At 75.2% G+C, this 20,412-nt stretch carries 28 protein-coding genes and 1 tRNA gene; 20 read left to right on the top strand and 9 right to left on the bottom strand.

What is annotated here, in order from left to right; all coding sequences use genetic code 11:
* Positions 1–11: 11 nt before the first annotated feature.
* From ACI79W_RS08415 to mscL, 14 genes are all read left to right on the top strand, one after another.
* The gene (locus ACI79W_RS08415; protein WP_456561623.1) at positions 12–731 is read left to right on the top strand and encodes an AAA family ATPase; all 720 of its coding nucleotides are present in this window, start codon (positions 12–14) and stop codon (positions 729–731) included.
* 37 nt (positions 732–768) lie between these two features.
* Positions 769–1,218: a DUF5313 family protein gene (locus ACI79W_RS08410; RefSeq protein ID WP_456561622.1), complete on the top strand. Its 450-nt coding sequence runs from the start codon at positions 769–771 to the stop codon at positions 1,216–1,218.
* A gap of 32 nt (positions 1,219–1,250) precedes the next feature.
* The gene (locus ACI79W_RS08405) at positions 1,251–1,700 is read left to right on the top strand and encodes a helix-turn-helix transcriptional regulator (protein ID WP_456561621.1); all 450 of its coding nucleotides are present in this window, start codon (positions 1,251–1,253) and stop codon (positions 1,698–1,700) included.
* A gap of 5 nt (positions 1,701–1,705) precedes the next feature.
* Positions 1,706–2,116 carry a VOC family protein gene (locus tag ACI79W_RS08400; RefSeq protein ID WP_456561620.1) on the top strand — a complete coding sequence of 137 codons (411 nt, stop codon included), beginning with the start codon at positions 1,706–1,708 and terminating at the stop codon, positions 2,114–2,116.
* A gap of 95 nt (positions 2,117–2,211) precedes the next feature.
* Positions 2,212–4,587, top strand: coding sequence for an ATP-binding cassette domain-containing protein (locus ACI79W_RS08395; RefSeq protein ID WP_456561619.1), 2,376 nt, complete (start codon positions 2,212–2,214; stop codon positions 4,585–4,587).
* Positions 4,588–4,625: 38 nt separating this feature from the next.
* Positions 4,626–4,994 carry an ArsR/SmtB family transcription factor gene (locus tag ACI79W_RS08390; protein WP_456561815.1) on the top strand — a complete coding sequence of 123 codons (369 nt, stop codon included), beginning with the start codon at positions 4,626–4,628 and terminating at the stop codon, positions 4,992–4,994.
* Entirely contained in the window at positions 4,991–5,686 is a 696-nt protein-coding gene (locus ACI79W_RS08385) for a cation diffusion facilitator family transporter (protein ID WP_456561618.1), read from the top strand. Before ACI79W_RS08390 ends, ACI79W_RS08385 begins: the two co-directional genes overlap by 4 nt.
* Positions 5,683–6,606 carry a cation diffusion facilitator family transporter gene (locus ACI79W_RS08380; RefSeq protein WP_456561617.1) on the top strand — a complete coding sequence of 308 codons (924 nt, stop codon included), beginning with the start codon at positions 5,683–5,685 and terminating at the stop codon, positions 6,604–6,606. The genes ACI79W_RS08385 and ACI79W_RS08380 overlap by 4 nt, the downstream gene beginning before the upstream one ends.
* 41 nt (positions 6,607–6,647) lie before the next feature.
* Complete coding sequence (locus ACI79W_RS08375) at positions 6,648–7,904, top strand: APC family permease (protein ID WP_456561616.1); 1,257 nt, start codon at positions 6,648–6,650, stop codon at positions 7,902–7,904.
* A gap of 116 nt (positions 7,905–8,020) precedes the next feature.
* A complete protein-coding gene (locus tag ACI79W_RS08370) occupies positions 8,021–8,524 on the top strand; it encodes a DUF2243 domain-containing protein (RefSeq protein WP_456561615.1) in 504 nt (167 codons plus the stop codon).
* 1 nt (position 8,525) lies between these two features.
* Positions 8,526–9,371 carry a cytochrome c oxidase assembly protein gene (locus ACI79W_RS08365; protein ID WP_456561614.1) on the top strand — a complete coding sequence of 282 codons (846 nt, stop codon included), beginning with the start codon at positions 8,526–8,528 and terminating at the stop codon, positions 9,369–9,371.
* A 112-nt stretch (positions 9,372–9,483) separates the two neighbouring features.
* Complete coding sequence (locus ACI79W_RS08360; protein ID WP_456561613.1) at positions 9,484–9,807, top strand: FmdB family zinc ribbon protein; 324 nt, start codon at positions 9,484–9,486, stop codon at positions 9,805–9,807.
* A gap of 96 nt (positions 9,808–9,903) precedes the next feature.
* Positions 9,904–10,572 (top strand): Flp pilus assembly protein CpaB, encoded by a 669-nt coding sequence (gene cpaB, locus ACI79W_RS08355; protein ID WP_456561612.1) that lies wholly within the window; start codon positions 9,904–9,906, stop codon positions 10,570–10,572.
* A complete protein-coding gene (gene mscL / locus ACI79W_RS08350; protein WP_456561611.1) occupies positions 10,569–11,018 on the top strand; it encodes a large conductance mechanosensitive channel protein MscL in 450 nt (149 codons plus the stop codon). The genes cpaB and mscL overlap by 4 nt, the downstream gene beginning before the upstream one ends.
* Here mscL and ACI79W_RS08345 read toward each other — a convergent pair.
* Positions 11,015–11,716 (bottom strand): YbaK/EbsC family protein, encoded by a 702-nt coding sequence (locus tag ACI79W_RS08345; protein ID WP_456561610.1) that lies wholly within the window; start codon positions 11,714–11,716, stop codon positions 11,015–11,017. The two genes, mscL and ACI79W_RS08345, sit on opposite strands and share 4 nt — an antisense overlap.
* Before the next feature lie 107 nt (positions 11,717–11,823).
* On the opposite strand from ACI79W_RS08345, the gene ACI79W_RS08340 reads away from it, so the two are divergent.
* Both ACI79W_RS08340 and ACI79W_RS08335 read left to right on the top strand, forming a co-directional pair.
* Positions 11,824–12,183 (top strand): VOC family protein, encoded by a 360-nt coding sequence (locus ACI79W_RS08340; protein WP_456561609.1) that lies wholly within the window; start codon positions 11,824–11,826, stop codon positions 12,181–12,183.
* Entirely contained in the window at positions 12,180–12,584 is a 405-nt protein-coding gene (locus ACI79W_RS08335; RefSeq protein WP_456561608.1) for a PaaI family thioesterase, read from the top strand. The genes ACI79W_RS08340 and ACI79W_RS08335 overlap by 4 nt, the downstream gene beginning before the upstream one ends.
* Here the strand turns inward: ACI79W_RS08335 and ACI79W_RS08330 are convergent.
* The 3 genes from ACI79W_RS08330 to ACI79W_RS08320 are packed head-to-tail and all read right to left on the bottom strand — an operon-like array spanning position 12,581 to position 14,668.
* Positions 12,581–13,495 carry an MSMEG_6728 family protein gene (locus ACI79W_RS08330; protein WP_456561607.1) on the bottom strand — a complete coding sequence of 305 codons (915 nt, stop codon included), beginning with the start codon at positions 13,493–13,495 and terminating at the stop codon, positions 12,581–12,583. The genes ACI79W_RS08335 and ACI79W_RS08330 overlap by 4 nt on opposite strands.
* A gap of 31 nt (positions 13,496–13,526) precedes the next feature.
* Entirely contained in the window at positions 13,527–13,826 is a 300-nt protein-coding gene (locus ACI79W_RS08325) for a biopolymer transporter Tol (protein WP_456561606.1), read from the bottom strand.
* A complete protein-coding gene (locus tag ACI79W_RS08320; protein WP_456561605.1) occupies positions 13,823–14,668 on the bottom strand; it encodes an NAD-dependent protein deacetylase in 846 nt (281 codons plus the stop codon). The genes ACI79W_RS08325 and ACI79W_RS08320 overlap by 4 nt, the downstream gene beginning before the upstream one ends.
* A 147-nt stretch (positions 14,669–14,815) precedes the next feature.
* Here ACI79W_RS08320 and ACI79W_RS08315 point away from each other — a divergent pair, with 147 nt between their 5' ends.
* Positions 14,816–15,832 carry a hypothetical protein gene (locus tag ACI79W_RS08315; RefSeq protein WP_456561604.1) on the top strand — a complete coding sequence of 339 codons (1,017 nt, stop codon included), beginning with the start codon at positions 14,816–14,818 and terminating at the stop codon, positions 15,830–15,832.
* Between the two features lie 12 nt (positions 15,833–15,844).
* Here the strand turns inward: ACI79W_RS08315 and ACI79W_RS08310 are convergent, their stop codons facing one another.
* The 4 genes from ACI79W_RS08310 to ACI79W_RS08295 all read right to left on the bottom strand — a co-directional run bounded on the left by ACI79W_RS08310 (position 15,845) and on the right by ACI79W_RS08295 (position 17,793).
* Positions 15,845–16,291 carry an SRPBCC family protein gene (locus ACI79W_RS08310; protein ID WP_456561603.1) on the bottom strand — a complete coding sequence of 149 codons (447 nt, stop codon included), beginning with the start codon at positions 16,289–16,291 and terminating at the stop codon, positions 15,845–15,847.
* A 29-nt stretch (positions 16,292–16,320) separates the two neighbouring features.
* Positions 16,321–16,677, bottom strand: a complete 357-nt coding sequence (locus ACI79W_RS08305) for a hypothetical protein (RefSeq protein ID WP_456561602.1) — start codon at positions 16,675–16,677, stop codon at positions 16,321–16,323.
* A gap of 42 nt (positions 16,678–16,719) precedes the next feature.
* On the bottom strand, positions 16,720–17,415 hold the full coding sequence (locus tag ACI79W_RS08300; RefSeq protein ID WP_456561601.1) for a LuxR C-terminal-related transcriptional regulator: 696 nt from the start codon (positions 17,413–17,415) through the stop codon (positions 16,720–16,722).
* 305 nt (positions 17,416–17,720) lie between these two features.
* Positions 17,721–17,793, bottom strand: a tRNA-Arg gene (locus tag ACI79W_RS08295).
* 181 nt (positions 17,794–17,974) lie between these two features.
* On the opposite strand from ACI79W_RS08295, the gene ACI79W_RS08290 reads away from it, so the two are divergent.
* The 3 genes from ACI79W_RS08290 to ACI79W_RS08280 are packed head-to-tail and all read left to right on the top strand — an operon-like array spanning position 17,975 to position 20,046.
* Complete coding sequence (locus tag ACI79W_RS08290; protein WP_456561600.1) at positions 17,975–18,295, top strand: GNAT family N-acetyltransferase; 321 nt, start codon at positions 17,975–17,977, stop codon at positions 18,293–18,295.
* 49 nt (positions 18,296–18,344) lie between these two features.
* Positions 18,345–19,154 (top strand): Fpg/Nei family DNA glycosylase, encoded by an 810-nt coding sequence (locus ACI79W_RS08285; RefSeq protein WP_456561599.1) that lies wholly within the window; start codon positions 18,345–18,347, stop codon positions 19,152–19,154.
* A gap of 43 nt (positions 19,155–19,197) precedes the next feature.
* On the top strand, positions 19,198–20,046 hold the full coding sequence (locus ACI79W_RS08280; protein ID WP_456561598.1) for a hypothetical protein: 849 nt from the start codon (positions 19,198–19,200) through the stop codon (positions 20,044–20,046).
* Here ACI79W_RS08280 and ACI79W_RS08275 read toward each other — a convergent pair.
* Positions 20,043–20,351, bottom strand: a complete 309-nt coding sequence (locus ACI79W_RS08275) for a putative quinol monooxygenase (protein ID WP_456561597.1) — start codon at positions 20,349–20,351, stop codon at positions 20,043–20,045. The genes ACI79W_RS08280 and ACI79W_RS08275 overlap by 4 nt on opposite strands.
* Positions 20,352–20,412 lie beyond the last annotated feature (61 nt).

Below are 20,412 nucleotides of genomic sequence, written 5' to 3'. Positions count from 1 at the left end.
GGATGGCCCGCGTGGACCGCCGACCCGTGCGCCGGCTCAAGCCCGACCCCGCCGCGCCGCCGCAGCCTGCGGGCACCTGGCCGGCGACCGTGCCGGCGGTCGCGCAGATCCTCCGCGAGGGGCTGGAGCTCGCGGCGGGCGCGACGGTGTTCGTGGGCGAGAACGGCTCGGGCAAGTCGACGGTGCTGGAGGTGCTGGCGGCGGCTCTGGGGCTCAACTCCGAGGGTGGGTCGGCCGCCGCCCGGCACCGCACCCGGACGAGCGAGCCGGGCGGTCTCGACCTGGTGGTGGAGCGCAGCCCCGGGGCTCCCCGCTGGGCGTACTTCCTGCGGGACGAGACCCTGCACGGGCTCTACAGCTACCTGGAGGACAACCGGAACCCCCACCGCGCCGAGACGGCCTTCCACGAGCTCTCCCACGGCGAGGCGTTCCTGTCCCTGCTCGGCGACCGTGCGCGCGGTCCGGGCCTGTACGTGCTCGACGAACCGGACGCCGCCCTCTCCTTCACCGGCGCGCTCTCCCTCGTCGCCCGGCTCGGCGATCTCGTCTCGCAGGGCGCGCAGGTCGTGGTCGCCACCCATTCCCCCGTGCTGGCCGCCCTGCCGGGTGCCCGGCTGCTGGAGGTCGGCCCGTGGGGTCTGCGGGAGACCACCTGGGACGACCTCGAGCTGACGGCCCACTGGCAGCAGTTCCTGACCGATCCCCGCTCCTTCCTGCGCCACCTGGGGTGACCGCCCCCGCAAGAGGCGGCACTGGGACCATGGCCCCGTGGACCGTGACGCGGACAGGACGCCCGACCCCGTGGTGCGCCCGGCTCCGCACCGGTGGTTCTGGTACGCCCTCGGTGGCGGGCTGCCCGAGCGGCACCGCGGCTGGGTGCTGCACGACACGACCACGGGCACGTGGTGGGCCCGGCACCTCCTCCGGACGCTGGTCCAGCTGGCGGTCCCCATCGCGCTCGTCGTCGCGTTCCTCCCCGCGCCGCTGGAGCTGCGGCTGGCGGTGGCCGGAGGCGGGATCTTCCTCGCGCTGATCTTCTCCCTGGCCTACATGCCCGAGACCACCGAGAACCGGGTCGTGAAGGCCGGTTACCCCGCCGGCACCGCGACCGCCGCCCGGGAGCGCGCCGGGCTGGCCGGCCAGCGGGCCGAGACCGAGCGCAAGCGCGCCGCGGCCGCCCGGCGGGCCGCCCGCTACCGGGAGCGCCAGGGCCGCTGACGCGGGAGCGGTCCCGTGGCACGATCCGGCCCGTGACCAGCGGAGCGGCCGCCGACCCGCACCTGCGCGACCTCGCGCGGTTGCGCCGGGTGAAGGACCGCATCGACCGCGAGTACGCCCGGCCGCTGGACATCGCCTCGCTCGCCCGGGGCGCCCACATGTCGGCCGGGCACCTGAGCCGGGAGTTCAGACGGGCTTACGGCGAGTCCCCCTACGCCTACCTGATGACGCGGCGCATCGAGCGCGCGATGGCGCTGCTGCGCCGGGGCGACCTGACGGTCACCGAGGTCTGCTTCGCGGTGGGCTGCTCGTCGCTGGGCACCTTCAGCACCCGCTTCACCGAGCTGGTCGGGTTGCCGCCGAGCACCTACCGGCGGGAGGCCGCGGCGGCCACGGCGGGAATCCCCTCGTGCACCACCAAGCAGGTGACCAGACCGGTCAGGAATCGAGAAGCGCCGGCACCGGCGCCGTCCCTAGCGTGACCGGCATGGACCTCAGCATCCACCACACCTTCCTCCCACACGACGACCCGGAGGCCTCCCTGGCCTTCTACCGCGACGCCCTGGGCTTCGAGCTGCGCAACGACGTCGGCTACGAGGGCATGCGCTGGCTCACCGTCGGCCCCGCCGACGGCTCCGCGACCTCCCTCGTGCTGCACCCGCCGGCCGCGGACCCCGGCATCACCGAGGACGAGAGGCGCACCATCGCCGAGATGATGGCCAAGGGCACCTACGCCTCGGTCGTCCTCGCCACCGAGGACGTCGACGCCGCCTTCGAGCGCATCCAGGCCACCGGCGCCGAGGTCATGCAGGAGCCGACCGACCAGCCCTACGGGGTGCGCGACTGCGCGTTCCGCGATCCGGCCGGCACCACCGTCCGCATCCAGGAGCTGCGCTGAGGAGTCGTGGCCCGGACGGTCATCCCTGTCGGACGCCCCTGGTAGACACCGGGCCCTCGCCGGACCGGCGGGGCGCCCGGACGGACGGAGAGACGATGAGCACGCTGACCGAGCGGATCGCGGTGCACGCCGCCGACGCCCACGACCTGATCCGGGTGGTCGGGGCGCGGCAGAACAACCTCAAGGACGTCAGCGTCGAGATCCCCAAGCGGCGGCTCACCGTGTTCACCGGCGTCTCCGGGTCCGGCAAGAGCTCGCTGGTGTTCGGCACGATCGCCGCCGAGTCGCAGCGGATGATCAACGAGACCTACAGCGCCTTCGTGCAGGGCTTCATGCCCTCGCTCGCCCGGCCCGACGTCGACGTCCTCGAGGGCCTGACGACGGCCATCATCGTCGACCAGGAGCGCATGGGGGCGAACCCGCGCTCCACCGTGGGCACCGCCACCGACGTCAACGCGATGCTGCGGATCCTGTTCAGCCGGCGCGGGGAGCCCTCCCTCGGCTCGCCGAACGCCTACTCGTTCAACATGCCCTCGGTCTCGGCGAGCGGGGCGATCACGGTCGAACGCGGGGCCGGGACCAAGGCCGAGAAGGTGACGTTCACCCGGCTCGGCGGCATGTGCCCGCGCTGCGAGGGCATGGGGTCGGTCAACGACATCGACCTCACCGCGCTGTACGACGACTCGAAGTCGCTCGCCGAGGGCGCCCTGACGGTGCCCGGCTACAGCATGGACGGCTGGTACGGCCGCATCTTCGCCGGTGCCGGGCTGCCCATGGAGAAGCCGATCGCGGAGTTCACGAAGAAGGAGCTGCACACGCTCCTCCACGCCGGGCCGACCAAGGTCAAGGTCGAGGGGGTCAACCTCACGTACGAGGGCCTGATCCCCAAGATCCAGAAGTCGATGCTCAGCAAGGACGTCGAGGCGATGCAGCCGCACGTCCGCCGGTTCGTCGAGCGGGCCGTGACCTTCGAGACCTGCCCCGACTGCGACGGGACGCGGCTGAGCGCCGAGGCCCTGTCGTCGAGGATCCGCGGCAAGAACATCGCCGACCTCTGCCGCATGCAGATCAGCGACCTCGCCGCCTGGCTGCGCGACCTCGACGACCCCTCCGTCGCACCGCTGCTGGCCGGGTTGCAGCACACCCTCGACTCCTTCGTCGAGATCGGTCTGGGCTACCTCTCCCTGGACCGCCCGGCGGGGACGCTGTCCGGCGGCGAGGCGCAGCGCACGAAGATGATCCGCCACCTCGGGTCGTCGCTCACGGACGTCACCTACGTCTTCGACGAGCCGACCATCGGGCTGCACCCGCACGACATCCGGCGGATGAACGACCTGCTCCTGCGCCTGCGCGACAAGGGCAACACCGTGCTCGTCGTGGAGCACAAGCCGGAGACGATCGCCATCGCCGACCACGTCGTCGACCTCGGTCCCGGCGCCGGCAGCGAGGGCGGCGAGGTGGTGTTCGAGGGCAGCGTCGAGGGGCTGCGCCGCAGCGGCACCCGCACCGGCCGCCACCTGGGCGACCGGGTCGCGCTCAAGCCGCAGGTGCGCACGCCCGAGGGCGCGCTGGAGATCCGCGGGGCGCGGCAGAACAACCTGCAGGGCGTCGACGTCGACATCCCCACCGGGGTGCTCACCGTGGTCACCGGTGTGGCCGGGTCGGGCAAGAGCTCCCTCGTCCACGGCAACCTCGCCGGCCGCGACGGCGTGGTCGTCGTCGACCAGTCCGCGATCCGGGGCTCGCGCCGGTCGAACCCCGCCACCTACACCGGCCTGCTGGAGCCGATCCGCAAGGCGTTCGCCAAGGCCAACGGCGTCAAGCCCGCGCTGTTCAGCGCCAACTCCGAGGGCGCCTGCCCGACGTGCAACGGCGCCGGCGTGATCTACACCGACCTCGGCGTCATGGCAACGGTGGAGTCGACCTGCGAGGAGTGCGAGGGCAAGCGCTTCCAGGCCGCGGTGCTGGAGTACCGGCTGGGCGGGAAGGACATCGCCGAGGTGCTCGCGATGAGCGTCGCCGAGGCCGAGGAGTTCTTCGGCGGCGGCGAGGCGCGCACCCCGGCCGCGCACGCGATCCTCGACCGGCTGGCCGACGTCGGGCTGGGATACCTCACGCTGGGCCAGCCGCTCACCACCCTCTCCGGCGGCGAGCGCCAGCGGTTGAAGCTGGCCACGCGCATGGCCGAGAAGGGCGGCGTCTACGTCCTCGACGAGCCGACGACCGGCCTCCACCTGGCCGACGTGGAGAACCTGCTCGGGCTGCTCGACCGGCTGGTCGACTCGGGCACGACGGTGATCGTCATCGAGCACCACCAGGCGGTCATGGCCCACGCCGACTGGATCGTGGACCTCGGCCCCGGCGCGGGCTCGGAGGGCGGCCGGGTGGTGTTCGAAGGCGTCCCGGCCGACCTGGTCGCCGCACGGTCCACCCTCACCGGGGAGCACCTCGCCGAGTACGTCACCGGCTGACCGTCGCTTCCCGGCGGCGCTATCATCGCCGGGTGACGATGATGACCGACCCGTCGACCGCCCCCCCGGTCGACGAGGCGGCGGCGCTGTCGGCCGCCGCCTGCTTGTTCCGCAGCCTCGGGGACCCCAGCCGGCTGGCGATCGTGCGACACCTGGCGCTCGGCGAGCACAAGGTGGTGGAGCTGACCCGCCACCTCGGGCTCGCCCAGTCGACCGTGTCGGCGCACCTGGCGTGCTTGCGGGACTGCGGCCTGGTCAGCTCCCGTGCGCAGGGGCGGGCGTCGCTGTGGTCGCTGGCCGCGACGCCGGAGGTGCTCGGGCTGCTCGCCGCCGCGGAGCGGCTGCTGGCCGCCACCGGGGACGCGGTGACGCTGTGCCCGGCCTACGGCGAGGAGCCGGCCCGATGAGCGCCGGGACGACCGCCCGTCCCGCGCCCACCGCGGCCGAGCGCGCCCGCCTCGGCCGGCGCGCGCAGCTGCTCGCCGGCACCGCCGTCGCCTACAACCTCGTCGAGGCGGTCATCGCCATCGCCGCCGGACTGGTCGCCGGGTCGGTCGCGCTGGTCGGCTTCGGGTTGGACTCCGTGGTCGAGGTGTCCAGCGGGCTGATCATCCTGTGGCAGTTCCGGCACCACCTGCCGGAGACCCGGGAGCGGCAGGCGCTGCGGCTGATGGCCGTCTCCTTCTTCGCCCTGGCCGCCTACGTGGCGTTCGAGTCGGTGCGTGCGCTGGTGGCCGGCGGCGACCCGGACGCCTCCCCGGTCGGCATCGCACTGGCCGCGGTCTCCCTGGTCGTCATGCCGTTCCTCTCCTGGGCCCAGCGGCGCACCGGCCGGGCCCTGGGCTCGGGCGCCGTCGTCGCCGACTCCACCCAGACGCTGCTGTGCACCTACCTGAGCGCCGCCGTCCTCGCCGGGCTGGTGCTCAACGCCTGGCTGGGCTGGAGCTGGGCCGACCCGGTCGCCGGGGTGGTCATCGCGGCCGTGGCCCTGCGCGAGGGGATCGAGGCGTGGCGTGGCGAGGGCTGCTGCGCGCCCGGCCGCCCCGGCCCGGAGGGGGCGGTCGACACCTGCTGCGGGGGCCCGGGGACGCCACGGTGAGCAGCGGGCACGACCACGGCCACGGCGCGGCGACGGGCGACCGGCGCCGCCTGGCGGTGGTGCTGGCCCTGACGGCGGGCGTGCTCGTGGTGCAGCTGGTCGGGGCGCTGGTCTCGGGCTCGTTGGCGCTGCTCGCCGACGCCGCGCACGCCGCCACCGACGCCGCCGGGCTGGTCATCGCGCTGACCGCGGCGACCCTCGCCGCGCGGCCGGCCACGTCCCGGCGCACGTGGGGCTACCGGCGTGCCGAGGTGCTGGGGGCGACGCTCCAGGCCGCCGTGCTGCTGGCCGTCGGCGGCTACATCGCGGTCGAGGCGTTCTCCCGGCTGGCCGACCCGCCGGAGATCGCCTCCACCGCCGTGCTGGTGTTCGGCGGCATCGGGCTGGCCGCCAACCTCGCCGGCATCGCGGTGCTCACCCGGGGCGGGCACGGCGGGAACGTGAACATGCGGGCCGCGCTGCTGGAGGTGGTCAACGACGCGCTGGGCTCGGTCGCGGTGCTGGCGGCGGCGGCCGTCGTCGCGCTGACCGGGTGGCTGCAGGCCGACGCCGTCGCCTCGCTGGTCATCGTCGCGCTCATCGTGCCGCGGACGATCCGGCTCCTGCGGGAGACCGTCTCGGTGCTGCTGGAGAGCACGCCACCGGGACTGGACCTCGACGCCGTGCGCGCGCACCTGCTCGCGTTGCCGCACGTGATCGGGGTGCACGACCTGCACGCCTCGCAGATCACCAGCGGGCTGCCGGTGCTGTCGGCACACGTCGTCGTCGAGGACGGCTGCTTCCACGACGGGCACGCCCCGCAGGTCCTCGACCAGCTCCAGGCCTGCCTCGCCCAGCACTTCCCGATCGGCATCGAGCACTCCACCTTCCAGCTGGAGACCGCCGCCCACACCCACCACGAGGCCACCGCGCACCGCTGACCGCCCCGCTATCGTCGGCCGACGCCGCAGCGAGGAGCACCGTGAGCACAGGTCCCACCCTGGTCCGCCGGCTGGGCACCACCGACGCCGTGGTCATCGGGCTCGGCTCGATGGTCGGCGCCGGGGTGTTCGCCGCCTTCTCCCCCGCGTCGCAGGCGGCCGGCGCCGGCCTGCTCGTCGGGCTGGCGCTGGCCGCGGTGGTCGCCTACTGCAACGCGACCGCCTCGGCGCAGCTGGCCGCGCAGTACCCCACCTCCGGCGGCACCTACGTGTACGGCCGCGAGCGGCTCGGCCCGTGGTGGGGCTTCCTCGCCGGGTGGGGCTTCGTCGTCGGCAAGACGGCCAGCTGCGCGGCGATGGCGCTCACCTTCGCGGCCTACGCGGCACCGGCGGGCTGGGAGCGGCCGGTCGCCGTGGCCGCGGTGCTGGGCCTCACCGCGGTCAACTACCGGGGCGTCACCCGCACCGCCGGGGTGACCCGGGTCATCGTCACCGTCGTCCTGGTCGCCTTGGCCGTGGCGGTCACCGCGAGCCTGCTCGGCAGCGGGGCGACCACGGACGGCCTGGCCGGGTGGACGGTCACCGGGGGCGGCGTGCACGGCACCCTGCAGTCGGCCGGCCTGCTGTTCTTCGCCTTCGCCGGTTTCGCGCGCATCGCGACGATGGGCGAGGAGGTGCGCGACCCGGCACGCACCATCCCCCGGGCGATCCCCCTGGCGCTCGGCATCGCCGTCGCCGTCTACGCGGTGGTCGCCGTGGCGGTGCTGGTGACCCTCGGCCCGGACGGCGTCGCCGCCACCTCGGCGCCCCTGGCGGCGGCGGTGGACGCCGGCGGGTGGGCGTGGGCGGAGCCGGTCGTGCGGATCGGCGCCGCCGCTGCCTCGCTCGGTGCCCTGCTCGCGCTGGTCGCCGGGGTCGGCCGCACCGGGCTGGCGATGGCCCGGCAGGGCGACCTCCCGCGCTTCCTGGCCGCCGTGCACCCGCGCTTCTCCGTCCCGCACCACGCCGAGCTCGCCCTGGCCGCGGTCGTCTGCCTCCTGGTGGTCACGGTCGACCTGCGCGGCGCGATCGGCTTCTCGTCCTTCGGCGTGCTGCTCTACTACGCCGTCGCCAACGCGGCCGCCTTCACCCAGGAGCGCGCGCACCGCCGCTTCCCCCGCCCGTTGCAGGTGCTCGGCGTGGTCGGCTGCCTGGTGCTGGTCGCCTCGCTGCCGGTGGAGGCGGTGGTCGGCGGCGTCGTCGTGTTCGCCGTGGGCGTCGCCTACCGGGCGGTCCGGCTCCGGCTCGCCACGCGCTAGGCGGGACCGCACGGTCGGGGGCGCCGTGCGGCCGGCCCGTGCGCGGGGAGGCGGGCGTCACGTGCCCGGTACAGGATGGGTCCGGGCAGCAGGGCTGGGGCGGGGAGGCGGGCAGCATGGCAGCGGACCCGGGCCGGACCCGCGCGGACGTCGCCCGCCCGGACCGCCGGCGGTCGATGCTGGTGGCGGCGGTCATCGGGGTGGGCCTGATGGCGGCGGTCGACGAGATCGTGTTCCACCAGGTGCTCGCCTGGCACCACTTCTACGACCGCTCCACCGGCAGCGTCGCCCTGATGTCCGACGGGCTGCTGCACGCCGCCGAGCTCCTCCTGCTCGTCGCCGGCTTCTTCCTCTTCGCCGACCTGCGACGACGGCAGGCGCTCGCGCCGCGGTCCGCCTGGGCGGGGCTGTTCCTGGGTGCCGGCGGTTTCCAGCTGTTCGACGGTCTGGTCGACCACAAGGTCCTGCGGGTGCACCAGGTCCGCTACGGCGTCGACCTGCTGCCCTACGACCTGGCCTGGAACGCCGCAGGCGGCATCCTGCTGCTGATCGGCATCGTGCTGGCCGTGCGCAGCCGCGACGAGGGCCGCACGGCGGGAGCTGCCGGCCGGGCCGGCTGACGTGCAGCACCAGCACGCCCCGGCGGCCGCCCTCGCCACCGGGCACTGGCTCGCCACCGTCCTCCTGGCGGGCGGGGCGATCGCGGTCTACCTGGCCGCGACCGGGCGCGCGCAGCGCCGGCTGGAGCGGCCGTGGCCCCTCGCGCGGACGACGAGCTGGGCGGCGGGCGTCGTCCTCGTCGCCGTCGCCGTCTCCCCGCCGCTGGTGGCGTTCGCCCACCGGGACCCGACCGGGCACATGGTGCAGCACCTGATGCTGGGCATGTTCGCGCCGCTCGGGCTGGTCCTGGCCGCGCCGGTCACGCTGCTGCTGCGCGCGTCCTCGACACCGGTGCGCCGGCGCATCGGCGCGGTCCTCGGCAGCCGGTACCTGCACGTGCTCGGCCACCCGTTCACCGCCGCGGCGCTCGCCACCGGCTCCCTCTACCTGCTGTACCTCACGCCCCTCTACGCCGCGACCACGGGCAACACCCTGCTGCACACCCTGCTGAACGTCCACTTCGTCCTCGCCGGCAGCCTGTTCGTCTGGGCAGTCGCCGGCCCCGACCCGGCACCGGGGCGGCCGGGCATGGTCACGCGGTCGGCCGCCCTGTTCGCGTCCACCGCCGCGCACGGCTACCTCGCCAAGCTCCTCTACGCCCATGCCCCGCTGTTTCCGCCCGGGGCTGGGCACACCGTGGCGCGGGGCGAGCTGGCCGCCCGGTGGATGTACCACGGAGGCGACCTCGCCGAGCTGCTCCTGGCCGTCGCGCTCTTCACGGCGTGGTACCGCGGCCGCGTGCCGGCCAGGTCAGGGGCCGCGCGACCAGCCGGCGCAGCGGCACCCGCTCGGGCGGCACGGAGGTGATGCTCGTCGTCAGACGTGGACGACGGGTCCCAGCATGGCGCATCATTGGCAGTCTCCGGGTGCGAGTGCCAACCCGGGCCCCTACCTCCGCACGACCAGGGAGAGCCACGCCGTGCCCACGTACCAGTACGCCTGCACCAACGCCGAGGGCAAGCACGAGTTCGAGGTCGTGCAGTCCTTCACCGACGCCCCGGTGACCGAGTGCCCCGAGTGCGGCGCCGCGGTGCGCAAGGTCTACGGCTCGGTCGGCGTGGTCTTCAAGGGGTCGGGCTTCTACCGCACCGACAGCCGCTCCAACGGCAAGGCGTCGGAGAAGGCGGGCAGCAACGGCTCCTCGTCGAGCACCTCCTCCACGCCCGCCAAGGAGAGCTCCTCCGCCGCCCCCGCCTCGACCCCGGCGTCCACCTCCGGCAGCGCGGCCAAGGCCGCCAACTAGCGCGACGACGGCGGGCTCCTCCACAGCCCCGCCGCCGCTCCACAGCCCGCGCCCGACCGCTTCCGCGCGCCCACCGCGCCGGGCAGGGTCAGGAGCGTGTCCCGTCTGCGCCGCCCCCGCTTCCCTCTGCTGACCGCCCGCCGGCTGGTCGCCGCGCTGCTGGCCGCGCTCGCCCTCGGCCTGGCGCTGCGCCCCGCGCCGGCCCCGGCCGGCGGAGCGGAACCACGCGGGGTCGACGTCGTTGTGGCGGCCGGCGACCTGCCCGCCGGCACGGCGCTGGACCCCGACCACCTGGCGCTCGTCCGGCTGCCCCCCGGCGCGGTGCCCGACGGCGCGGTGTCCGCCCCGGAGGAACTCGTTCAGCGGGTGCTCGCCGGGCACGTCCGCCGCGGCGAACCGCTCACCGACGCCCGGCTGGTCGGGGCGGGGCTGACCGCCCAGCTGCCCGCCGGCCAGGTCGCCGCCCCGGTGCGGCTGGCCGACCTCGCCGTCGCGGCGCTGCTGCGCGCCGGTGACCGGGTCGACGTGCTGGCGGCCGGCCCGGACGCGGGCCCCGCCGAGCGGGTGGCGGCCGGCGCGCTGGTGCTCGCCGCGCCGGCCGGGGACGACGGCGACGCGGATGCCGGGCTGCTGGTCCTCGCCGTCGACGGGGACACCGCGGCGCGGCTCGCCGCGGCCGCGGCCACCGCCACGCTGACCGTCAGCCTGCCGCCACCCCGATCCGGCGAGACCTCCGTCGCGGGCCCCGGGGAGCAGGTTGGATGACCCCCATGCTGAAGGGATTCAAGGACTTCCTGCTCCGCGGCAACGTCGTCGACCTCGCGGTCGCGGTCGTCATCGGCGCCGCGTTCACCGCGGTGGTGAACTCGTTCACCGAGTCGTTCCTGGAGCCGCTGATCGGCCTGGTCGGCGGCGGCGGGGTGGACGGGGGCACCGTCACCGTGGACGGCCAGGTGTTCACCTGGGGCAGCTTCGTCAACCAGGTGATCACCTTCGTGCTGACCGCGGCCGTCGTCTACTTCGTCGTCGTCACCCCGATGAAGAAGCTGCTGGAACGGGGTGCGACGGGCGAGGAGCCCGGCCCGGTGGCGCCGACGGAGGTCGAGCTGCTCGTCGAGATCCGCGACCTGCTCCGCGCGCAGCAGCAGAAGGACCCTCGTGCCCCCCACCACTCGCAAGCTCGCGGCGAGACCCTGCACGAGGGCCGTTAGTCGCTGCCCCAGTGCGGCGGCCGGTCCTCGTAGTAGCGCCGGTCGTCGTCGGACCCCTCGGCGGGCCGCTCCCCCCAGCCGACGTCGGTGTCGTCCGGCGCCCGGTCCAGCCGCAGCGGCTGCGCAGGCGGCGCCGGCGCCTCGGCGGGCAGCGGCTGTCCCAGCCCCTCCAGCACCTGCGCGGCAGGCAGCGCGGCCAGCACCGCCCCGGGGACGGCCAGCTTGCTGCCGCGGGTCCCCGAGCCGATGACGACCAGCTCGGCGGCGGCGACGGCGGCGTCGACGAGGACCGGCCAGGCGGCGGGCAGCCCGATCGGGGTGATCCCGCCGTAGGCCATGCCGCTCTCGGCGACGGCGACGTCCTGCGGTGCGAACGACGCCTTGCGGGCGCCCAGGTGCCGCCGCACCAGCCCGTTGACGTCGGCGCGCGTGGTGGCGAGGACCAGGCAGGCGGCCAGCGTCGTCTCCCCTCCCCGGCGGGCCGCGACGACGACGCAGTTGGCCGACGCGGCCAGCGGCACCCCGTAGGCGTCGGTGAAGGCGGCGGTGTCGGCGAGGTCGTCGGCGATCTCCGCGACCCACGCCGGACCGGCCAGCACCGGCAGCGCGGTGGCCACCGGCGGGGCCAGCAGCTCGGGCCGGTCGGCGGCGGGCGACCAGGTCAGCGAACCGAGGACGGGTGCGGCGGGGTCGGGCATGCCCCCGATCCTGCGGTACGCCCCCCGACGGCGTCCCGGCGGGATCCCCGCGGTCCGGGGCCGTGCTCCGGCTGTCGGCCGTCGGTGCGGCGGGCCAGGATGGCGCCATGATCGGTCAACTCCACTCCGTCGTGCTCGACGCACCTGACGCGCACGCCCTCGCCGGCTTCTACGCCGACCTGCTCGGCATGCAGATCAGCCGGGGCGGGCCCGGGGACGACTGGGTCGTCGTCACCGGCGCCGGTTACCGGCTGGCCTTCCAGCAGGCGCCGGACCTCCAACCGCCGGACTGGCCCGACCCCGACCGCCCGCAGCAGTTCCACCTGGACATCCGCGTCGCCGACATCGAGGAGGCCGAGCCGAAGGTGCTGGCCCTGGGCGCCCGGAAGCTGCCCGGGGGCGGGGGCGACTTCCGCGTCTACGCCGACCCGGCGGGCCACCCCTTCTGCCTGGTGTGGGACGCGTGAGCGAGCCCGTCGAGCGCCGGGCCGCGAGCGCCTTCGTCGCGGCGGCCGGCTTCGAGGTCACCGAGGCCAGCGGCACCCGCGTGGCCGGGTACGTGGAGCTCGGCCCCGACCACCACACCCCCTGGGGCGTCGTGCACGGCGGGCTGTACTGCACGGTGGTCGAGTCCGCGGCCAGCATCGGGGCGAGCCTGGCCGTCCGTGAGAGCGGCCGGTTCGCCGTCGGGGTGAACAACAGCACCGACTTCCTGCGCAGCGTCACCGGCGGCCGGGTCGACGTCGTGGCCGAGCCGGTCCAGCAGGGCCGCACCCAGCAGCTGTGGCAGGTCTCGCTCACCCGGGAGGACGGCAAGCTGGTGGCCCGCGGGCATGTGCGGCTGCAGAACGTGCCGCGCCCGGGCTAGCGCAGGACGGCGGGGTCGAGCGTCACCTGGAAGAGGGCCCGCGGGTCCTGGAGGGTCGCCGGCGGCCGGGCGGCCGCCCGCGGCACCACCCGGTCCCAGCGGGCCGGCCGGCGGTGCGGCAGGAGCTCGCGCCCCTGGAACAGGTACTCCCCCACCACCTCGCCCAGCAGCAGACCGGCGCCGTGCTCGACCGGCAGGGCCACCGGGTCGCCGGGTCGCACCTGGTCGAGGAAGGCCGAGAGCTGGCGCAGGTCCTTCGCGGGGCGGCGGCCGGAGATCTCCTTGGAGAGCGCCCGCAGCTCCGCGGGTTCCATCCCGCTCGCGTCGACGTCGATGCCCGACTGGGTGCCCAGCCCGACCACACCCGCCGCCAGGCAGGCACCGAGCTCGTTGTGCGAGCGCGGCCGCACCACCCACACCCGCACCCCCTCGGGCGCGGGTGCGGGCGGGACGTCGTCCGGCCCCGGCCAGAGGTAGGGCAGGTCGTCGGGCTCCGGGCCGAAGAGCTCGGCGAACCGGCCGCGGTAGAACTCCGGGTCCTTCGCGATGAGGTTCGACCGGTGCGAGCGGTGCAGCTCCTCGTCGCCCACCCAGGAGGGCAGCAGGCCGGCCGCGGCCAGCTCGGCCTGGGGGACACCGACGACCTCCGGGGCGAACTCCCCGATCAGCGTCTCGGTGCTGTCGGCGAAGCCGCGTTCCCGCCAGACCCGCACCATGGCCAGCCCGTAGCTCACCAGCGCGGGAGTGCGCCCCCGCCACATCGCGACCACCGGGTGGCTCGCCCAGCCGTAGTCGGGCAGCTCCAGCGCGCGCAGGATCTGCAGGGTCTCCACCCGCTGCTTGCCCAGCCGCGGGGAGTCGAGCAGCCGCGCGCTCTCCTCGAAGTCGGCCACCGGCACGAAGGTCTGCATCGTGGGGCTACCTGCCCTGCCGGGCAGGTGGTCAACCTTCGAGCGCCCGCAGCGCCGCCTTCCAGCGGTCGCGCCGCGCTGCGGCGTCCTGCTCCCACCAGGGGGTGCCCCGCTCCCCGAGCCCCGTCTTGACCAGCTGCACCCGGGCCCGGGCAGCGGCCACCGCGTCGTGGTCGCCCCGGCCGGTCCGGACCGCGGAGCGGGCCACGCCCAGGTGGTGCAGCAGCCGGGCGCGGACGTCGTCGGGCAGCGCGGGGTCGGCGGTGCGCCACCGGCGGCCGTCCACGACGATCCACCGGCCGTCGTCGGTGTGCCCGACCTCCCGCGTCACGACAGCCGGCGGGCCAGCTCGGGCAGCACCACGCCCAGTGGCGCGTCGACCTTGAGCGACGCCTTCGCATCGCCGCGGGTCGGCCCGGAGTTGACGATGGCGACGGGGATGCCCCGCTTGGCGGCGTGGATCACGAACCGGTAGCCGCTCATCACGGTCAACGAGGAGCCGAGCACCAGCAGCGCCCGGGCGTCGTCGACCAGCGTGAAGCAGGTGTCGACCCGGTCCCGCGGCACGGTCTCGCCGAAGAACACGACGTCGGGCTTGAGCGGACCCCGGCCGCAGGCCAGGCAGTCCACCATCACGAATCCGTCGAGCACCTCCTCGGGCAGCTCGACGTCGCCGTCGGGGTTGACCTCGTCGATGGGCTCGGGGCGGAAATTCGGGTTGGCCGCCCGCAGGCGCAGGTCCAGCGCCGCGCGCGAGGCGACGTCGCCGCAGGCCAGGCAGACGGTGCGGTCCAGGCCGCCGTGCAGCTCAAGGACGTCCCGCGCGCCGCCGGCCTGGTGCAGCCCGTCGACGTTCTGGGTGATGACGTCGGCCACCGCCCCGCTCCTCTGCAGGGCCGCGACCGCCCGGTGGCCGGCGTTGGGCCGGGCCTCGGCGATCTGCCGCCACCCGACGAAGCTGCGCGCCCAGTAGCGGTGCCGCCCCCGCGGGTCGCGGGTGAAGGTCTGGTACGTCATCGGCCTGTGCCGGCGGAGCGAGCCGGTGGCGCCCCGGTAGTCGGGGATGCCGGAATCGGTGGACAGCCCGGCGCCGGAGAGGACGAGCGCCCCACCCCCGGCGAGCAGGCCGGTCAGCTCGGAGAGGCCGTCGACGGCGGGTGGCGCTGCGGTCACCCGCCCATCGTCCCTGGCGGACGGCGTGCGCGCCGCCGTCCGCAGTGTGTAGCCCGCCGCCTCCCCGGTCACCCTTCCCCTGACCACGCGCCGATCCGAGGAGGCGGCCATCGACCGCAGCACGTCCGCACGTCGCCGGAGCACCGCGTGACCGGCGGGTGGTGGTGGGACGTCCTCGGCCTGGCGATCGTGGCCTTCGCCATCGTCGACGAGGTGCGCACGACGCTCGCCGTCGCCAGCGGACCCGGTCCGCTGACCCGGCTGATCACCGGCGCGGTGTGGCGGCTGGCCCGGCGGCCTGCGGTCGCCGACGCCGCACCGGTGCGCGCGGTGGGCGGCCCGGGCGTCATCGTCATCGGGCTGACCGTCGGCGCCTGGTTCACGTTGCTCTGGCTCGGCTGGTCGCTGGTCTTCCTGGGCGGCCAGAAGGCGGTCGTCGGCTCCTCGACCGGGGCGTCGGCGTCGGTGTGGGAGCGCTTCTACTTCGCCGGGTACAGCGTCGCCACCCTCGGCAACGGCGGGTTCCAGCCCGCCGGCGCCGGCTTCCAGCTCGCCACCGTGGCCGCCGCGCTGAGCGGGATGCTGCTGATCACCCTCGGGGTCTCCTACCTGACCTCGGTGATCTCCGCGGTGGTCGTCAAGCGGAGCTTCGCGGCGCAGGCCACCGGGTTCGGCAGCACCGGCGCGGAGGTGGCGGCCGGCCTGGCCACGCCGGGCTCCGTGGTCACGGCGGTCGTCCCGCTGTCGTCGCTGTCGTCGACGCTGACGACGCTCGCCCAGCAGCACCGGGCCTACCCCCTGCTGCACGCCTACCGCCCGCGAGCGGCCGAGCTGGGCACCGCACCGGCGGTCGCCCTGCTGCTCGACGCAACCCTCGTCCTCTCCGCCTCGGCCGACCCGGCCGACCGGCTCCCGGCCGGCCTGCGTCGCTCGGTGGTCTCGGCCGTGCAGCAGTACGTGTCGCACGCGCCCGTGACCGGGAGCGAGCACGCCCGCCCGGCGCCCGAGCCGGACCCCGCGGCGACCGGGCGGGCCGCGCTGCGGGTCGACACCGGGCAGCTCGCCGCGCTCACCGAGGAGTGCGCCGGGCTGCGCGAGGAGCTGTCCCGGCGGATCGAGGCGGCCGGTTACCGCTGGCCGGGCGAGGAGCGCTCGCCGTCCTGACGCCGTCCGGGCTCAGCCGGCGGAGACCTCCTGCTCCAGCCGGTCGAGCATCGCGTCCTGGATGCGGGCCAGGCCCTTGGGGGCGAAGGTGCGCTCGAAGAAGCCGCCGATGCCGGTCGCGCCGGTCCAGGTGGTGCGCGCCCGCACCGTGCTCACCCCGGCGTCGGCGGCGCTGACGGTCCAGGTGGTGACCATGCTGGAGTTCGTGTCGGTCTCCACGAGCGCCCCGTCCGGGGTCTCGGTGACGACGACGTCCTGCTCGCGCGCCCGCTTCGAGGTGGCCTGCAGGCGCCAGTGCACCTTGGTGCCGGCGCCCTGCCCGCCGGCGTCCACGCGGTACTCGCTGAACTGCTCGGGGAGCACCTTCGGCCGGGTGACGGCGTAGTCGGCGAGCGCGGCGCGGACGACGTCCGCCGGGGCGCGCAGGACACGTTCGGTGGTGGCGACGACCTGACCCATGCCACCCATCCTGCCCTCCGCCGGACCGGCTACTCCCGCCCCTCCTCGGTGTTGAGGTAGGAGCAGCGGAACCGGGCGCCCGCCATCGCCTCGGTGAAGCGCGCCTCCCACAGCGGGTCGTCCGCCGGGAACGTCTCGAACACCCGCTCCTCGAGCACCTCGGGGTGCCCGTCCGGCCCGGGGCAGCTGCGGCGCAGCAGCACCCGGGTCACGCCGCCGACCTCCTCGTGGCCGGCGTGCCAGCGGGCCGCGGCGACGGCCCGCTCCCGCAGCCCCCGTTCGCGCGCGGGCAGCGCGCGGCCGGCCGGCTGCGGCACCGAGACCCACCAGACGACGATCCCGGCCAGCAGCACGACCAGCAGCAGCGCGGTCAGGACGCCGACCATGCCCAGCACGGTAACCCCCGGCGGGGCCGGCGGGGCGTCCCGTCAGACCTCGACGGAGGTGGCGGTCAGGTCGTGCGACCCGCAGGTGCAGCCGTTGCGCGCCGACAGCACCATCGAGACGGCGTGCGCGCGGTCGCGGGCGCCCAGCTTGCGCAGGATCGCCTTGACGTGGGACTTCACCGTGTCCTCGGAGATGAACAGGTTCTCGCCGATCCGCCGGTTGGACTGTCCCTGCACCAACTCGTCGAGCACGTCGGACTCGCGGCGGGTCAGCGGCACGGCGGGGGTCAGCTCGCGGGCGACCGGCGCGGCCGTCCCGGGCTCCACCCGGCGGATCTGCGGGTCGACGACGGTGCGCCCGGCGCGGGCGGCCAGCACGGCCCACCCCAGCAGCGTGGCGGAGGCGTTCATGAGCAGGTAGCCGCGGATCCCGGCGGCGAGCGCCTCGTTGACCACGGCCGGGTCCTCCGACGTCGCCACGGCGACGACGGCGGTGCGCGGGAAGCGGCGGCGCAGGTCGCGGACGGCGGTGAGCGTGGCGCTGCGGCCGGAGCCGAGCTCCACGACCACCGCGTCGGGGCGGGCGGACTCGGCCAGCACCAGGGCGCGGCGCGGCTCACCGGGCGCACCGACGACCTGCAGTCCGGCGGTCTCGTCGATCATGCCGACCAGGCCGCGACGCAGGACGGGCGCGTCGGCGAGGACGAGGACCCGGGTGACGCCGGTGGAGATGGACACGCTGGTTGCTCCGCTCACGTTCGGTGACGACCTGACCTGCACTCCATCGGTCGGGTGAACGTGGTGCTTGAGCGGCGTCTCGAGATCTCCTCCCGCCGCGCCGCAGGTCAGCGACGGAGCGAGGCGGTGCGCGTCATCAGCCTCAGGGCGGGATCCCGTGCTCCGGTCGGACCGGGGCCCGCTCGTCGGGGCCCCTCGTGTGCCGGGCCCGGCACGTCCCGCCCCCGGCGCACTGCCGTGTCGCGGGGGGCTGCGGGCGTCGCACCACCTGCGGCCCGGCCCGCCGCGCGGGCACGACGATGCGGTGCCCCCGGCAGGATTCGAACCTGCGACACACGGTTTAGGAAACCGATGCTCTATCCCCTGAGCTACGGGGGCCACGGCGCGCATCACCACGCCGGACCGACGCCCGAAGGCTAACGGGTGCCCCGCCGGAACCCCCGCAGCACCCGACTCGTCGGTACGGGAGAGAGAGCGGACGCTTCCAGCGGGTTACGGTGCTGGGAACGAGCCGAGCCCCGGCAGCGTCGCCGGGGGTCAGGAGAGGTGGGTCGCAACCATGGAGACCACGGTGGTCGACGTCCCCGAGCGGGGGCGCTTCGAGGTCCGGCAGGGCGAGCGCGTCGTCGGACTGGCCAGCTACCACGTCGACAACGGGCAGATGACCCTTCCGCACACCGAGGTGGACCCGGCCGTGGGTGGGCAGGGCATCGGCAAGCTCCTGGTCGCCGGCGTCCTCGACGCGGCGCGCGAGCGCGGGCTGACCGTGCTCCCGTACTGCTCCTTCGTGCGGCACTACATCCAGCAGCACCCCGAGCTGGTCGACCTGGTCGCGGCCGAGGACCGGCCGCACTTCGGACTGAACCCCGCCGACCGCTGAACCGGTCGGCCGGCGGGCGGGTGATCCGAGGGCCACCTACGCTGCGCGAGTGCCCGAAGGCCACACCCTGTACCGGCTGGCGCAGCACCTGCAGCTGCCCTTCGCCGGCCGCCCCGTGCACGTGACCAGCCCGCAGGGCCGGTTCGAGGCCGGCGCCGCGCTGCTCGACGGCCGGGTGCTCGACGAGGTGTTCTCCTACGGCAAGCACCTCTTCGCCCGCTTCGGCGGTGACCACCTGCACGTACACCTGGGCCTCTACGGCACCTTCCTCACCGGTACGGGGACGCCCCCGGTCGCCAAGGGCGCGCTGCGCATGCGCTGGGTGGGCGACGGGCCCGACGGCGGCGGCGTGTGGGGCGACCTGCGCGGCCCCACGGCCTGCGAGGTGCTGCCCACCCCGGAGGTCGCGCGGATCCTCGACCGCCTGGGCCCCGACCCGCTGCGACCCCGCGCCGACGGCTCGCTCGCCCACCGGCGGATCGCGGGTAGCCGCACCGCCGTGGGTGCGCTCCTCATGGACCAGTCCGTGCTCGCCGGCGTCGGCAACGTCTACCGCGCCGAACTGCTGTTCCGGCACCGCGTCTCGCCGTTCCGCCCCGGCAAGGGGATCGGCGCCGAGCTGTGGGCCGCCATGTGGCGGGACCTGGTCACCCTGATGCGGTCGGGGGTGCGCATGGGCCGCATCGTGACCACCCGCCCCGAGGACCGCTCCCGCCGCCGCGGGGCGGTGACCCGCGAGGACGCGCACTACGTCTACCGGCGCACCGGGCTGCCGTGCCGGATCTGCGGCACCCCGATCCGCACGGAGGTCATGGTCGGCCGCAACCTCTACTGGTGCCCGGTCTGCCAGGCCACCTGAACGCCGGCGGCCCCCACGCCGGGCGCGTGTACCGTCGGGGAGGATGAGACACCGGTCACTTCGGGCGATCACGGTGACCGCGGTGGCCGGGCTGGTCGGACTGCCCACCGCGGCCTCGGCCGCGCCGGTGGACCGCGAGCCCCCGCGGAGCAGCACCGGCTACGACGTCTCCCACCCGCAGTGCGGCACCGACCTCCCCGATGACGCCGCGTTCGCCGTCGTCGGCGTGAACGGGGGGCTGGCCACCCGCACCAACCCGTGCCTGGCGCAGCAGCTGGAGTGGGGCGCCGGCTCGTCCGGCGCGGTGCCCGGTCAGCCGCCCCTGCAGCTCTACCTCAACACCGCCAACCCCGGCCAGGTGCGCGACCAGGTGGTCACGTGGCCGTCCGCGGGCGAGACGCCGTACGGCGAGTGCGACGCCGCCAACTCGATGGCCTGCAGCTGGCAGTACGGCTGGGAACGGGCGCGCACCAGCGTCCAGTGGTTCTTCCGGCCCGCCGCGCGGTCGGTGCCCCTGAACAGCCGCCCCGAGCACTACACCTGGTGGCTCGACGTCGAGACGATGAACACCTGGCAGCAGGGGTCCGGTGACGCCCGCGCACGCAACCGGGCGACGCTGGAGGGCATGACCGAGTACCTCACCGAGCGGGACGGCCGGGTGGGCGTGTACTCGACCGGCTACCAGTGGGGCCGGATCGTCGGCGAGGTTCCCGAGGGGAGCAACCTCGCCGACCTCGACAGCTGGCTCGCCGGCGCCGACGACCGGGCGGACGCCCGCGAGCGCTGCGCCGAGGAGCCGCTCGTGCCCGGCGGCAGCGTGGTGATGGTCCAGTGGGTCGAGGACGACCTCGACCACAACCACGCCTGCCGCGCGGGCACCGCGCGGGGCTAGAGCGCGCCCTTGCCCGGCTCCCCCGCCGGGACGGCGGTCAGCCTGCGGACGTCCAGCGGGGCGGCAAGCTTGCCGGCCAGCGCCGCGCCGAGGGTGGTCAGCGCCTCGGCCTTGCCGTGGGTGCGCAGCGCCTCGGGGCTCTCCCACCGCTCCACCATGACGAAGACGCCGTCGCCCTCGTGCAGCGCGTAGAGCTCGCAGCCGGGCTCGGCGTGGACCTGCGGCACGGCGGCGAGGATCGCCTCGCGGACGGCGTCCACCGCCTCGGGCTTCGGGGTGATGGTGGCGACGACGACGACGGACACGGGACCTCCTGAGGACGACGGGGATCGAACAACCCGGGCGGTTGCCCTGGTGGCGCGGCCC

The organism is Blastococcus sp. SYSU DS0533 (assembly GCF_054050775.1).
The sequence above is the reverse complement of the archived record's forward strand: the minus strand, read 5'-3'. Positions and strand labels throughout refer to the sequence as shown.